The sequence below is a fragment of the Gottfriedia sp. ABJ_BB2_2 genome, from assembly GCF_055484705.1.
The window spans coordinates 690,904-705,494 of record NZ_JBVFKR010000002.1 but is presented as its reverse complement, the minus strand read 5'-3'; the positions used below and the strand labels follow the sequence as shown (position 1 = coordinate 705,494).

Annotated in this window: 12 protein-coding genes; 8 read left to right on the top strand and 4 right to left on the bottom strand. The window is 30.8% G+C overall.

Annotation, left to right across the window (positions count from 1 at the left end):
* The first annotated feature begins 452 nt into the window (after nt 1-452).
* The 8 genes from ACX6U0_RS08415 to ACX6U0_RS08380 all read left to right on the top strand — a co-directional run bounded on the left by ACX6U0_RS08415 (nt 453) and on the right by ACX6U0_RS08380 (nt 11,515).
* Nucleotides 453-2,645, top strand: a complete 2,193-nt coding sequence (locus tag ACX6U0_RS08415; RefSeq protein ID WP_464959501.1) for an NAD-dependent epimerase/dehydratase family protein — start codon at nt 453-455, stop codon at nt 2,643-2,645.
* Complete coding sequence (locus ACX6U0_RS08410) at nt 2,638-3,522, top strand: hypothetical protein (RefSeq protein WP_464959500.1); 885 nt, start codon at nt 2,638-2,640, stop codon at nt 3,520-3,522. Before ACX6U0_RS08415 ends, ACX6U0_RS08410 begins: the two co-directional genes overlap by 8 nt.
* A complete protein-coding gene (locus tag ACX6U0_RS08405; protein ID WP_464959499.1) occupies nt 3,515-5,347 on the top strand; it encodes a DUF2194 domain-containing protein in 1,833 nt (610 codons plus the stop codon). Before ACX6U0_RS08410 ends, ACX6U0_RS08405 begins: the two co-directional genes overlap by 8 nt.
* A gap of 1 nt (nt 5,348) precedes the next feature.
* Nucleotides 5,349-6,779 carry a GT4 family glycosyltransferase PelF gene (gene pelF / locus ACX6U0_RS08400; RefSeq protein WP_464959498.1) on the top strand — a complete coding sequence of 477 codons (1,431 nt, stop codon included), beginning with the start codon at nt 5,349-5,351 and terminating at the stop codon, nt 6,777-6,779.
* Nucleotides 6,767-8,155 carry an exopolysaccharide Pel transporter PelG gene (gene pelG, locus ACX6U0_RS08395; protein ID WP_464959497.1) on the top strand — a complete coding sequence of 463 codons (1,389 nt, stop codon included), beginning with the start codon at nt 6,767-6,769 and terminating at the stop codon, nt 8,153-8,155. Before pelF ends, pelG begins: the two co-directional genes overlap by 13 nt.
* A 124-nt stretch (nt 8,156-8,279) precedes the next feature.
* Nucleotides 8,280-9,974 (top strand): CotH kinase family protein, encoded by a 1,695-nt coding sequence (locus ACX6U0_RS08390; RefSeq protein WP_464959496.1) that lies wholly within the window; start codon nt 8,280-8,282, stop codon nt 9,972-9,974.
* A 140-nt stretch (nt 9,975-10,114) separates the two neighbouring features.
* Nucleotides 10,115-10,813 carry a polyphosphate polymerase domain-containing protein gene (locus tag ACX6U0_RS08385; protein ID WP_464959495.1) on the top strand — a complete coding sequence of 233 codons (699 nt, stop codon included), beginning with the start codon at nt 10,115-10,117 and terminating at the stop codon, nt 10,811-10,813.
* Between the two features lie 21 nt (nt 10,814-10,834).
* Complete coding sequence (locus ACX6U0_RS08380) at nt 10,835-11,515, top strand: DUF4956 domain-containing protein (protein WP_464959494.1); 681 nt, start codon at nt 10,835-10,837, stop codon at nt 11,513-11,515.
* Nucleotides 11,516-11,578: 63 nt separating this feature from the next.
* Here the strand turns inward: ACX6U0_RS08380 and ACX6U0_RS08375 are convergent, their stop codons facing one another.
* The 4 genes from ACX6U0_RS08375 to thiS form a co-directional block, all read right to left on the bottom strand.
* Nucleotides 11,579-12,406, bottom strand: a complete 828-nt coding sequence (locus ACX6U0_RS08375; RefSeq protein ID WP_464959493.1) for an endo alpha-1,4 polygalactosaminidase — start codon at nt 12,404-12,406, stop codon at nt 11,579-11,581.
* Between the two features lie 199 nt (nt 12,407-12,605).
* Nucleotides 12,606-13,619: a ThiF family adenylyltransferase gene (locus ACX6U0_RS08370; RefSeq protein ID WP_464959492.1), complete on the bottom strand. Its 1,014-nt coding sequence runs from the start codon at nt 13,617-13,619 to the stop codon at nt 12,606-12,608.
* A complete protein-coding gene (locus tag ACX6U0_RS08365) occupies nt 13,616-14,383 on the bottom strand; it encodes a thiazole synthase (RefSeq protein WP_464959491.1) in 768 nt (255 codons plus the stop codon). The genes ACX6U0_RS08370 and ACX6U0_RS08365 overlap by 4 nt, the downstream gene beginning before the upstream one ends.
* Nucleotides 14,384-14,385: 2 nt before the next feature.
* Nucleotides 14,386-14,589 carry a sulfur carrier protein ThiS gene (gene thiS / locus ACX6U0_RS08360; RefSeq protein ID WP_464959490.1) on the bottom strand — a complete coding sequence of 68 codons (204 nt, stop codon included), beginning with the start codon at nt 14,587-14,589 and terminating at the stop codon, nt 14,386-14,388.
* Nucleotides 14,590-14,591 lie beyond the last annotated feature (2 nt).

The following is a 14,591-nucleotide window of genomic DNA, read 5'->3' as shown; positions in this document are numbered from 1 at the left end:
AGAAAATGTTGTTGAAATTTGAACGTTTTTGGAAATACCTATCGAATTATTCGCAGATATTAAATTTTTAGATGAGGTAAATTCTCATTATTAAATTTAAAATTTAACAATCCACATGTCTAAATACGTATCACTACTTCTTAGAAAACTACACAAGTCTAAAAGAAAAGTTGGACAGTTCCTCCTTTTGAATTATTAATTCGTAAGATAAACCAAAAATAATGGTTCCTACCTAAAATTCTTTTTTAAAGACGAGCATCCCACAGATTATGATAAAAACTACAGATTATGATAAAAACTTTTATAGTTTGATATTTTGAGAGATAAATTGAAAAAGAAATGACGATAAAATAAATAGTTGGATCATCAATTTAGTTCAATATTTATAGTAAAAAAATGAAATAAACTTTAAATTAGTGGTCAGGTATCACATCAAGTGTAAGGAGGTACCAATGAGGGTATTGATTACTGGAGGATACGGGTTTATCGGGTCCTTCGTTGCAGAAAAGTTTTATCGTGAAGGCCACGAAGTACATATACTGGATAATCTTTCTACGGGTATTAGGAGCAATATACAATTTCGTCACCAATCATATTTGCTTCACGCCCAAGATGAGCAGTGTGAACAGGTTTTTCGAACAAACAGATTTGATATAGTTATTCATTTAGCGGCACAGGTAGATGTTAATCAATCAGTTGAAAACCCAGCAAATGATTCGAAAATTAATTTGTTAGGTCTAATTAACATATTACAATTATCAAAAAAGTATGGCGTCTCAAAATTTGTTTTTTCTTCTTCGGCAGCGGTATATGGAAATAATTCTGAAGAAATTCCACTAAATGAGGAATCAACATGTATGCCCGTTTCACCATACGGAATTAACAAGCTACTAGGAGAGTACTATTGTCAAAAATGGACTGAGTTGTATCAGTTAGACACAATATGTTTCCGATTCTCAAATGTTTATGGACCTAAGCAAGGTGTTAAAGGTGAAGGTGGAGTCGTTTCTATATTTACGAACCAAATCTTAAATAATGAATCATTAACAATTTATGGTGATGGTACACAAACAAGAGATTTTATTTATGTAGAGGATGTGGCAGAAGCTATATTTCGTGCGGTATTAAGTGATGTTTCTGGCGTAATGAATCTTTCTACCAACACAGAAACGAGTGTTAATCAATTAGTTGAGCAATTTGAAAAGTACGCTACTGTGAAGGATATTGTTTTTGCTGATGCAAAAATTGGAGATATACAATTTTCAAGATTAGACAATCATATCGTAAAAAAGGAAGTAGATTGGATACCTAAATACACTTTAGACGAAGGGTTGAAAAATACATTTAAATGGTTCCAAACTCAGAAAAAAAATCAGTTAAAAGAAGAAAAAACTACAAAAATAAAGAAAAAGTTAACGCCGAATCTATTTGATCAAACTGATAAACCTTTCCTACCATACATTGAAAATGGGTTACTTTTTTGTTTTATTGCATTTCTACAACATTCCATTGGTGATGTATTCTATCATATCGATTTATTACTATTATATATAATTACAATCGGTATCATGTTTGGGAAAGTACAGGCTATGCTAGCAAGTGCCTTATCTGTCATTTTATATAGTTGGCAAGGCTTGATAAATGGTAGAGAAATTGTTTCATTATTTACTGATCACAATTCGTTAATTCAATTTGCAGTTTATTTATTTGTAGGATTACTTGTTGGATATGTCATTGAAAATAAGAATATAAAAGAGGAAACAGCAAAAGACGAGTTGCAACTGTTTAAGGAAAAGTATGAATTACTAAACGAGATATATACAGAAACAAGAAAAGTTAAAGATGAACTACAAAATCAAATTTTATTTTCTGAAGATAGTGTCGGAGAAATTTATTCTATTATTAAAAAGATTGATAGTCTAGATCCTGAAGAGGTATTTAATGGAGTTATTAATGTACTGGAACAGATAATGAAAACGAAGGAAGCAGCTATTTATCTAGTTGGACAAGGTGAACGTTATTTAAGACTTGTGTCTAAATCTAATGTAGTTAATTCTAATTTTCCTTCTTCTATCGAAGTAATTCCAAATGGACCGTATGAAAAAGCAATTAGACAAAATGAATTTTTTATTAATCGCAGATTAGAATCAGGGTTACCAATGCTAATCGCACCAGTTTGGAAAGATAATCAAGCTGTTGCCATTATTTGTATTAATGAAGTAAAATTTGAAAATTTAACGCTTTATTATGAAAACTTATTCCATGTTGTTACTAGTTTAATTACTACTTCAATTACACGTTCATATGAATACGTAAGTGCAACACATCACGAGCGATATATAAATGGTACTGTTGTTCTGAAGCCAGAGTATTTAAAGAAAGTAATTGGAAATAAACAAAAAGCATTTGAGCAATTAAATATTCCTTACACTAAAGTGAAGATTGAAAAAGAAAAAAATATGGAACAGCTTGTCAAGGGAATATCTTCCTTACTTAGAGATACAGACTATATCGGTATTGATGAAGTAGATGATTATTGGGTAATTCTATCGAATACGAATCAAGAAAATGCAACTGGTGTAATTCGACGTATTCATTCTTTTATTGATCGATCTCATGTACAAGAGGAAACTTTATATGTTTAAAGCGCTATTGATTTATTATATTATTTCAATCTTTTACTTGTTTTTTCAGTATCGAAAAGATCGTAAAAACATCGTTATTAAACTATTAATCATAGTATTTGGACCTTTTATTGGATTCATTATTCTATATTTTATGTTTCATAATATTGAAAACGATAAGGATTTAATACCTGAAGGATTAATCGAGGTTGATCATGAGGAATCTGAAATATTACGAAAGGTAGATGTTGAAAAAGAGACAAGTATTGTCCCAATGAAAGATGCACTTTTATTAAATAATAATCAAACAAAACGAAAGATGTTAATGGATATATTGAAGAATGATTCTTTCGGTCATATTGAGATTTTACAAACTGCACTAAAAAATGATGATACAGAGACATCACATTATGCTGCAACCGCAATTCAAGATATAATCGGAAAGCTACATAATTCAATCCACCAAATGGAATTTCAACTTGAGAAAAATCCAAATGACTTTACAATTTTAACTTCTTTTGCACAAGTAATTAAGCAATATTTAAATATAGGTTTTTTAGATGAACGATCAGAGAAACAGTATCTTTACCGATATTCACAAATATTTGAGAGACTAATAGAAATCAAACCTTATGAGAAAGAACATTATATTGAAAAGATTAATTGTGATCTTCAATTAGGAGATTTAGAAACTGCTGAGAAATTTACGCTAATATTTATACAAAATTGTTCAAATGAAGAAGAATCTTTCTTTATGGCTATGAAGCTTTACTATATATTGAAAGACCAATTGAAGTTTAAAGAGATATTACAATCACTTAAAGATTCATCTATAAGACTTTCTCCACAAGGATTAAATAAATTAAGATTTTGGTTACACGGTGATAAAAATGGATGATAAATTTAAAATAGGAAATACATTATATTTGGTTATTATTTTTGTTTTCATAATTGGACTCTCATTAGTATTGATAAATTCTAATTATATTCTGAAGTTCTTACCTAAAGGCACTGTATTTTTTGCGAATGAAACAAGCCAAGTCTCTAGATTATCTAAAGATACGATTAATCATTTTGGGGTTGAAGAATACTTAGTCATATATAACGAAGATGATCAGTCAAGTATAAGGATGAAGGATAATATTTCTTATACATTGGCTATGATGAAAAAGCCTGTAAAGGAAACGACAATTTCTAATTTACCTCCAACATACAATCAATATAAAAATGTCATTATTACATTTGAGTCAATTAGTAAAATATCAAATCTTAATACCTTGGAGTCATATACAGCTGAGGGAGGTAAAGTATTTTTTGCCATTCGCCCGGAAATTAATAATTCATTACAAAACATTTATCGTAAGCTAGGAATATATGAAGTAGGCGATTATATTAATCCAGAAGGTATGAACCTAACAACAAATGTATTAATTAAACAAAAAAATCTTGAAATGAAAAAAGACGAGATTTCCCTAAACTCATCATTGCAGGTTGGATTAGATGATAAATGTTCCATCTATATAAAGTCTTTAGATAATGTGCCTCTACTTTGGGACATGCCATATAAAAAAGGTAAATTTATGGTTTTTAATGGGACAATGCTCGAAACGAAGGAAAATAGAGGGTTAATATCTGGTGCAATCAGTATGCTAAATGAAGACTTTATTTATCCAATACTAGACATGAAGATGGTGTTTATCGATGATTTTCCTGCACCAGTTCCAGAAGGGATAAATAAAGATTTATATAAAGAATATCAAAGAGACATTTTAAGTTTTTATCGAGATATTTGGTGGCCAGATATTTTAAAGAGTGCAGCAAAATATAACGTAAAGTATACAGGTGTAGTTATTCAAACATATGAAGATAAAGTTGCGCCTCCATTTAAAAACAGTGAAGTTCAAAGAAATACATTTGTCCAATATGGACGTGAACTATTAAAAATGGGTGGAGAAATAGGTATACATGGTTACAATCACCAATCTTTAATGTTAGATCCTAATAGTGTTAAAGATTTAGGATACAATGCTTGGAAAACTCAAGCGGATATGGAAGCAGCACTGAATATTACTGAAAACTATGTTAAGAAAATGTTTCCTACTTATGATTTTAAAACATATGTCCCGCCTTCAAATCGAATTGATCAAGTAGGAGAAACTGCTGTTAAAAATGCGATTCCTTCTATTAATGTATTGGCTTCTTTATATTTGGCTGATGATAGTCAATACACTACTGTGACAGAGTTTGAAAAAAATGATAGATATATTTATCTTCCAAGGATCACATCTGGATATGAATATACAAAACAAAAGAAGTGGGCGATAGTAAATGCGATCACTTCAATCGGCGTATTTAATCATTTTATTCATCCAGATGATATTTTAGACATCGAACGATCAGGTGGGAAAAACTGGATCAAATTAGAGAAGGAATATGATCACATATTAAGTGATGTAAATAAAAACTACCCATGGCTTGAAAGTAAAACTGCAAGAGATGCCAGTACGAAGCTTTCTAATTATTTAGATTCTGAGGTTTATATAAAAGAAGAAAAAAATCGAATAGTAGTCTCGATTGATCGCTTTTCTAATAAAATGAGTTTTATTTTACGTTCGAAACATAAAATAGGAAAATTAAAAAACTGTACTGTTCATAAAGTGGATGACGATGTTTACTTTGTGGAGGCACAAAAAGCCACTATTGAGATCGGACTGGTTGATTAATATGAAGATTTGTATTATTGCAGAGGGGTCTTATCCCTATATAACTGGGGGAGTTTCTAGTTGGATTCAAACATTGATTAAGAAAAATCATGACCATGAATTCATTATTTATACGATTGGTGCTGAAAAAAAATCAAAAGGAAAATTCAAATATCAAGTGCCATCTAATGTTGTACAAATTCATGAGACCTTTTTAGACGAATTTAATTATGAAGAAAGTAAAAAGCGTCCTAATTATTCATTAAGTATAGAAGAGAAAAAAGCAATAAAGTCATTATTAGATGGAAATGATCCTGACTGGGAAACGATTCTGTCAATGTTCTCGAGTGGTAGAATTGATTCAGCTGTAAACTTTTTAATGAGCAAAGTTTTTTTTGAAATTGTTCATGAGATTTGTTTAGAAAAATATGATCAAGTACCTTTTACAGATATGTTTTGGTCATTACGTTCAATGGTATTGCCGCTTTTTCTATGTATTCAAAACCCTCTGCCTGAGGCAGATCTATATCACAGCGTCTCAACTGGATATGCTGGAATAATTGGAAGTTTAGGTAAATTTTTATACAAAAAACCATTTTTGTTAACCGAACATGGAATCTATACTCGTGAACGAGAAGAAGAAATCATTAAGGCTTCTTGGGTTAAAGGTTACTTTAAAGATTTATGGATTCAGTATTTCTATAATATGTCTACTTGTGCATACCATTTTTCTGATCAGGTTGTAACACTGTTTCAGAAGAACAAAGAAATTCAAGTAGAGCTTGGTTGTCCAAGCCAGAAAATATCGATTATACCTAACGGAGTGACCACCGAGGATTTTAGTTTGTTACCAACTAGAAAAAGAAGTTCATCAGAAGTGTTTAATATAGGTGCTATTGTTCGAGTCGTACCGATTAAGGATATAAAAACAATGTTGCAAAGCTTTTCACTTGTTAAACAAGAGTTAGAAAACGTTAAGTTTTATATTATGGGGCCAACAGAAGAAGATAAAGAGTATTTTGAAGAATGTCTTCAGATGGTAGAAAACTTACAAATTCAAGATGATGTTATTTTTACAGGTGAGGTAAATGTAAAAGATTATATTCATAAGATGGATGTGTTTGTATTATCTAGTATAAGTGAAGGCCAACCATTAGTTTTATTAGAAGGGATGGCATGCGGAAAGCCATTCGTTTCAACAGATGTTGGGAATTGTAGAGGAATGTTGTTAGGTGAAAGTGATGATTTTGGAGAAGCTGGAATCGTCGTACCTATTATGCGTTATGTTGAGATGTCGAGAGCGATCATTCAACTATGTAGAGATGAAAAGCGAAGAGTGAATATGGGGAATGTAGGTAAAAAACGAGTTGCCAGCATTTTTACCGAATCACTGCTAATAGAAAGTTATCAACAATTATATAAAGATATGGTGAATAGCAAATGGCCGGTATAGGTTTTCAACTAAAAAAAATGTTTAATGGCAGAGGATTATTAACAAATATACGTGCATATGGTTATTCAACGATTGTTACAGTTGGTCCACTAGCATTATGTATATTATTAATGACTGGTGCGCAGCAGTTGCTTCTTTCTGTTGATACGCCACATTCTGAGAGGGAATTATTTTTAGCATCAACAGAATATGCGTTAATTTTCTCTCAAATCATTACTGGTGGTTTTAATCTTATTGTCTCCAGATATGTTGCAGATCAGATTTTTTTGAATCAGTATAAAAATATTTTGGCTTCAATGTATGGTGTAATGAGTATTTGTATTTCAATCGGAGGGGTTATTGCATTTGTATTTTTTAGTTTCTCACCATTAAATCTGACATTTAAATTTGTATCATATATCTTTTTTATGGAATTGATCATTATATGGATTCAATGTATGTATGTTTCGGCATTAAAGGATTATATGAAAATAGTAAAAAGTTTTTTCATTGGGGTATTTATTTCAGGCATTGCAATCGTAATTTGTATCACTATTTTTAAATTAAAGAGTGCAACAGCAATGGTGATATGTCTAGATATGGGATTCTTTTTTATGATTGTAAAGTTCACACAATATATACGAGAATTCTTTAAAGTAAATAATTATAAATACTTTGATTTCATTCCTTACTTGAAGAAGTATCCAGTGCTATTTTTTTGTGGTTTTTTATATACATTAGGTCTATATGGTCATAATCTTGTTGTTTGGCAAAGTGATCTTAAGTATACAGTTGCTGATACATTTGTTATTGCACCATACTATGATGTACCTGTCTTTTTTGCCTACTTAAGTGTCCTACCAGCAATGGTATTATTTGTTGTTTCGGTTGAAACAAACTTCTATTCAGCATATAAAACTTACTATAATCGTATATTAAACTCTTTCCCACTAAAGGATATTTTATTAGCAAAAAAAGATATGTTTAAAATTCTCTCACTAGAGCTTACTTTTATCGCAGAAATACAATTACTTGTTGCAATTATTTCTATTGCAATAGGATTAAAATTTCTACCGTTACTAGGTTTTACGTTTGACCAAATTCAAATTTATATCATATTAGTTCTTGGTTATCTCTTTTTTATCATTATGTATACGATTGTTTTACTTTTACTATATTACGATGATCAAAAAGGAGCGAATTGGACGACTGTAATATATACAATAGGCAGTATGCTTTTATCAGTCCTATTTTTACATGGCGGTAATTTTGGATTTCCAGTATTCATATCAGCGTTTTTTAGCTTGTTATTTGGATTATGGAAGTTAACCCATTATTTGAACAATATTGATTATTATACGTTTTGTTCACAACCACTGATACCGAAAGAGAAGTAAGGAAATTAAAGTTAATAAATTGTAAAAAACATCACTAGTTACTATTCAAATAGAGAGGTTTTGCTAAAGCAAAATTAAGTATGCTCTTTTAGACATCCTCTTTTATTATGTTGGAGGAATGAAGATGAGTAAAAGAATCATTTCTTTTATGATGGCAATCAGCATGATCGTTGCTACGGGTTGTTCAAAGGAATCAAAAAAAGTTGATGTAATGGATCAAACGAAAGTTACAAAAATAGAAACAACAAATGAGGCATCGGATGAACTAAACGATGATTCAAGATTATATGAGATGGAAAAAAGAGATTCAATAGATACTTTTTATGTAACGATAGCAGAGGATAATGCTACATCATTTTATGAATTGGATAAATGGTACAGTATACATGATAGCACTACAGATGCCCCTAAACTTGATATTATTATTCAAGAGGGAACAGAAAAAGGAATTAAAAAGGGTGCCTTAGGTTCTAATGAAATAAATCCAAATGCTTCTATTGAATTGAGAGGTAAATCTACTAGAGTTGCAGCACAAAAATCTTTTAAAATTAATTTTTATGACAGTGCGGGTCTTTGGAAAGGTCAAAAAACGCTTAATCTAAATAAACATCCCTACGATGCTACAAGAATACGAAATAAGTTATCATTTGATTATTTTACACTAATTCCACATTTGACAAGCTTGCGTACACAATTTGTTCATTTATATGTAAGAGATTTAACTGATAAAAATTCAAAAGGAAAATTTGTAGATTATGGATTATATACTCATATTGAACAAGCTAATGAAAGATTTTTGGCTTCGCATGGTCTTGATTCAAATGGTAATTTATATAAAGCTACTAATTTTGAATTTTATCGATATCCTAATCAACTGAAACTAGAAACAAATCCTTCTTTTAAGAAAAGTGAATTTGAAAAAATTCTTGAAATCAAGGGTAGTAAAGATCACGAAAAACTTCTGAAAATGTTAGATGATGTTAATGATTATTCACAAAATATAAATGATGTAGTTAATAAACATTTTAATAAAGATAATTATTTAACATGGATTGCAACAAGTATTTTGATGGGGAATAAGGATGTTATTACTCAAAACTTTTACTTATATAGTCCTGTAAATTCAAATAAATGGTACTTTCTTCCATGGGATTATGATGGCGGGTGGAGCACTTCTTTAAAAGTTGAAACAAAAGAAGTACTTCCAGATTGGCAGAACGGATTATCTAATTATTGGGGAGCTGTACTTCATAAACGATATTTTAGGGATCCTAAAAATGTTGAAGCTTTGTCACAAAAAATAGAAGAATTATCAAAGATTATCACTAAGAAACAAACGAAAAAATTCTTAGATGAATATTATCCTGTAGTTAGTAAATTTGTAAAAAAATCTCCGGATAAGGATCATTTAGATATTAAAGTATCCGATTATGAAAAAGCTTTTTACGATTTTTTAGATGAGTCAGACGAGAATAAAAAGATTTATTATCAAAATATAGAGTTTCCAATGCCCTTCTTCTTAAATGAAATTGAGAAGGAGAATAGTTATGAGTTTGAATGGGATGCATCATATGATATCCAAGGTGACGATCTTTCTTATACATTTCAAATAAGTAAGGATCCTTCTTTTTCAAATATGGTTGTTCAGAAAAAAGGTTTAACGAATACAACAATATCAATAAATAAATTAGCTAAAGGAAGTTATTACTGGCGAGTGATTGCGAGTGATACAAAAGGACATAAAAGATTAGCTTTTGATATTTACGAAGATGCAGAAGGCACGAAATATTTTGGGGTTAAGAATTTTGTAGTTAGATGAGACCCCACAGGCGCGAATGAAACAAGGAGGCTCACAGCCAGCCTCAATGGAAAGTGAGCATCCTGGAGTGGAAGCAACCCTTTTTTTGTAAGATATATATAAAGACTATGAAATAGCCATAAATTTAAAGGACATAAATAATGAAAAAATTACGTCATGAACTAAAGTTTTATATAAATTTAAGTGAATATGAAATATTACGTGAAAAATTAAAATTCATCCTGAAAAAAGACAGTTTCTCGGTTGATGAAAATGGTTACCATATTCGAAGTCTATATTTCGATAATGCGCTTGATAATGATCTTTATGAGAAAAGTTTTGGCATTTTTAAACGAAAGAAATTTAGAATTCGAATCTATAATAAGAGTGATCGTGTCATTAAACTTGAAAAGAAAAATCGTTATGGCGAAATGATCAATAAGGAATCATTAACAATCACAAAGGATGAGTATGAAAAAATTCTTTCATGGGATTATGATTTTTTACTTGAAAAGGAAGACCCATTAGCGAGAGATTATTATTTATTTTTACGTAGTGAACATATGTCACCTAAAATTATTGTTGATTATATAAGAGAAGCATATATAGGTGATATTGAGGATGTTCGTATTACATTTGATAAATGTTTAAGTGCAGGACTAAATTCTATCGATCTATTTGACGAAAATATGGTAATAACCGAAACCCTTACATTTCCAATGATGATTATGGAAGTGAAATTTAATTCTTATTTACCAGACTATATACGTGATATTCTTCAGCTTGATAGTCATCATCGTTCAGCGATATCAAAATATGTCATTTGTAGAGAGTCTAATAAATATTTTTATAAGCAATAATTAGAGAGGAAATAAAATTGAATGAGTGATCCAATTAATTTTAATGACGTAATTAAAAAAAGTTTCTTAAATATGGATTCATTTAATAGTGTAACGATTCTTGAGATCTTCTTTGGTACTTTCTCATCTTTTCTAGTCGGTTTATTTATCTATTATGTGTATAAGAAATCATTTCGAAGTGTTGTTTATAGTCACAATTTTAATGTCACATTAGTTTTAATGACAATGATTACGTCACTTGTCATTATGACAATTAGCACGAATGTTGTTTTATCTTTAGGGATGGTCGGTGCCCTAAGTATTGTACGTTTTCGTACAGCAATTAAGGATCCTTTAGATATTGTATTTTTATTTTGGGCAATTGCATCAGGTATTGCGATTGGAGCTGGCATATATCCAGTTGCAATGATCGGCTCTATTTTTGTTGCTCTAGCTGTGTTATTCCTTTCTAAAAACAAGTGGAAGGAAACTACTTATCTATTAATCATTCATTATGATGAAGAAGTGAATGACCAAGTAAAGTCACATTTAGTCAGATTAAATTATGAGTTAAAATCAAAAGTGGTACGAAATAATGTGACTGAATTAACGGTGAAAATAAAACTAAAAGTAGATAATACGGCATTTGTTCATAAAATTTCAAGTATTGAAGGTGTTAAAGACGTTTCACTTGTGCAATATAGTGGAGATTACGCCTCATAATAGAATAAAAATAGAGACAGGCTATCCAAACTACTTCTTGTTTGAAAAGGACTGTCTCTTTTTTTATTTATCATAAATACTATTTTTATTTTGATAAGGGATAAACCCTAGTTTTTTACTGTAGCTTGAACTATTACTTTCAGGTGTAACAGTGAAAACAGCCTTATTCTTTTTCTTTTTCATTGTTTGAAAGTAACTGATCCAATTTTGAGCCCATTTGCTTGAAGATAATTTTTTCTGATTAAAATCTTCCCACATAATTGCATCAACGTAATCTTTTGAAGTTGTATCTAATGTATTAAATCCCCAGTTTTGTAATAATAACAAGTTTTTATATTTATTATTAATAATTTGTAAGAGTCTTAAGTAACCTTTTCGGAGTGGTTTAGCAATTTTCTCATTTTTACTAAAATAGTCATCGATATCCCCAACAGTATCTAAGAGGGTACCATCAAAATCTTTTTGAATGAGTTCAGCATTTATTTCATTAATGAGTAACTGTTGATAATGTTTATTTGATAGATCCATTAAATAAGTGTCCCATTCTTTTATATACACTTTTTTTCCATTTACTTTTAGATAATCACTTTCACTCACATTTTTCATAAACTCTGCATCCCACAATTGTACCTCCATAATACTAATATAACCGAGTACAATTGTTCCTTTTGCTTTAAGAGCAGAAACTTGATCTTTCGTTATTTCGTGAGAGTCAATTACGACCATATCGTAACTACCAAGTTTATCAATAGTGGAATCATTAATGCTGCCATAGTATATTTTATAGCTATTAACATCCAATAAAGGATTATGTGCTTGACTAGAAACAGGAGTACATTGGGTTACCAATAGTGGAATCATAAAATTAATCACAAGAAATAGTTTCTTCAACAAGGATACTTCTCCTTTACATTTCCTTTATGAGGAGTAAATTACAGAAACCGAGCTGTCAAAGAAATATACTTGGATTGAGATTTTCATTTGATCATATCTACTGATTTTCTGTTTCTTATATTATATAGCAATGAAAAATCATCTAATAGGGTCAATTGAATGAAAATAAAATTAATAAAATTGTTTTCTGTTATCTTCACCGATGGTTTATGATTTTGTTATAAATGGTCATTGCTTCGTTAGGTTGATTTGTCCCATGAATAATCGCTCTGCCATCTTTAAATAATACGAGTCTATAATTCTCTAACGTACATGAAAGTAAATATGGATTCACAATTAAGTCCTTCACATATTTCATTAATCTCTTTGATAATTCTTCAAGAGAAAGTGAGAGAGGAGACATATTTCTTAACTGTATTGCATCCCTTCCACATAATATATCTGTTTTCACCTCTGTTTCGCTTTTTAAAAATGGAAAAATAGGTAAATCACCGCATGTAGGACAATTCTTATTTTTTAACTTTTCGATGTTTATGTCGGCCTTTTCATTTTTCCATACATCATAAGATTGTAATAGAGGTAATACTTCTGAACCTGTGATGAGCTTTAAAGCAGAAGTAACTTGAAAAGCAGTGATAATCTGAACAATTGGATTAATGACACCGATCGTATCACAAGTATCATGTAAGGTTGGTATATGTTCTAATAAACAGTTTAAACATGGTGTTTTTCCAGGAATAATTGGAAAAGTGATACCATAGCTAGCGACGCATGCGCCAAAAATAAATGGAGTATCAAATTTTATAGCTGCATCATTTACAACCATTCTTGTTTCAAAATTATCAGTTGCATCAATTAAAACAGTTTGCCCCTTAACATACTTCTCAATATTTTTAGCATTGATGTCGGTTATAAAGCTGTTAATTTTTATGCTGCTATTTAATGATGATAATCTATTTTTTGCTGCAATTGCTTTCGGTAACTTATTGTTTGCATCATCTTCTGAATATAATTGCTGTCTTTGCAAATTACTCCATTCAACATAATCGCGATCAACAATCGTCAATTCTCCAATGCCTGCACGTACTAGCATTTCCGCTATTGATGAGCCGAGTGCTCCTGCTCCAATTACTAGTACACTTGCCTGTTGTAATTTTTTCTGTCCGTCATTTCCTAAAAATAATGCTTGCTTCAAATATCGGTCAATCAAGAACTCACCAACCCTGTAATTGGACTACTTGCCACTCCATAATTTTTTTCACTTATTCTTCCTGCTTCAAAGCCGAGTTTACCTGCTTCAATAGCCATTTTCATAGCAATAGCCATCTTCACAGGATCTGTAGCATCGGAAACAGCAGTATTCAGTAACACACCATCCGCACCTAACTCCATAGCATACGCTGCATCTTTCGGAGAACCAATTCCAGCGTCAATAATAACAGGAACTGACGATTGTTCGATAATAAATTTTAAATGTAAAGGATTTAAAATACCTTTTCCAGATCCAATAGGCGATGCACCAGGCATGATTGCATGGACTCCTAGTTCTTCAAGTCTTCTTGCCAAAACGACGTCATCTGAAGTGTAGGGTAATACAGTAAATCCTTCTGCAAGTAACATTTCTGAGGCTTTTAACGTTTCAACTGGATCCGGTAAAAGCGACTTGTCACAACCAATTACTTCAACCTTAATCATGTCACATAGTCCTGAAGCTTTCGCTAGTTTCGCTATTCTTACTGCTTCTTCAGCTGTTTTAGCGCCAGCGGTATTTGGAAGCAATTTATATTTTGTTAAATCTAATTGTTCAAGAAAGTTTGGTTGAGATTCCTCAAAAATATTCATTCTTCTTACAGCAAACGTTAAAACTTCTGTCTCTGAAACCTCAACAGCTCTTTTTTGAATATCAAAGGAAGGGTATTTACCTGTACCTAGAAACAATCTTGAATGAAATGAATGTTTTCCAATTGTTAACATCATTAACCTCCACCTACAAAATGTATTAATTCTACAATATCTCCGTTTGAAAGAACTGTAGTACCGTACAGTTCTCGATACAATATTTCTTTATTCACTTCTACTACAACGATTCGATTCGCTAATTGATAAGAATGAAGTAAATCTTCTACTGTGCAGATACCTTCAGCTAGCTGAATACTTTTACCATTTAATTGGATGAGCAATA

What these genes read in the sequence shown, in the direction of transcription:
- ACX6U0_RS08415 (WP_464959501.1), top strand. Translation starts at nt 453, where the DNA reads ATGAGGGTATTGATTACTGGAGGATACGGGTTTATCGGGTCCTTCGTT.
- ACX6U0_RS08410 (WP_464959500.1), top strand. Translation starts at nt 2,638, where the DNA reads ATGTTTAAAGCGCTATTGATTTATTATATTATTTCAATCTTTTACTTG.
- ACX6U0_RS08405 (WP_464959499.1), top strand. Translation starts at nt 3,515, where the DNA reads ATGGATGATAAATTTAAAATAGGAAATACATTATATTTGGTTATTATT.
- pelF (WP_464959498.1), top strand. Translation starts at nt 5,349, where the DNA reads ATGAAGATTTGTATTATTGCAGAGGGGTCTTATCCCTATATAACTGGG.
- pelG (WP_464959497.1), top strand. Translation starts at nt 6,767, where the DNA reads ATGGCCGGTATAGGTTTTCAACTAAAAAAAATGTTTAATGGCAGAGGA.
- ACX6U0_RS08390 (WP_464959496.1), top strand. Translation starts at nt 8,280, where the DNA reads ATGAGTAAAAGAATCATTTCTTTTATGATGGCAATCAGCATGATCGTT.
- ACX6U0_RS08385 (WP_464959495.1), top strand. Translation starts at nt 10,115, where the DNA reads ATGAAAAAATTACGTCATGAACTAAAGTTTTATATAAATTTAAGTGAA.
- ACX6U0_RS08380 (WP_464959494.1), top strand. Translation starts at nt 10,835, where the DNA reads ATGAGTGATCCAATTAATTTTAATGACGTAATTAAAAAAAGTTTCTTA.
- ACX6U0_RS08365 (WP_464959491.1), bottom strand. Translation starts at nt 14,383, where the DNA reads ATGTTAACAATTGGAAAACATTCATTTCATTCAAGATTGTTTCTAGGT.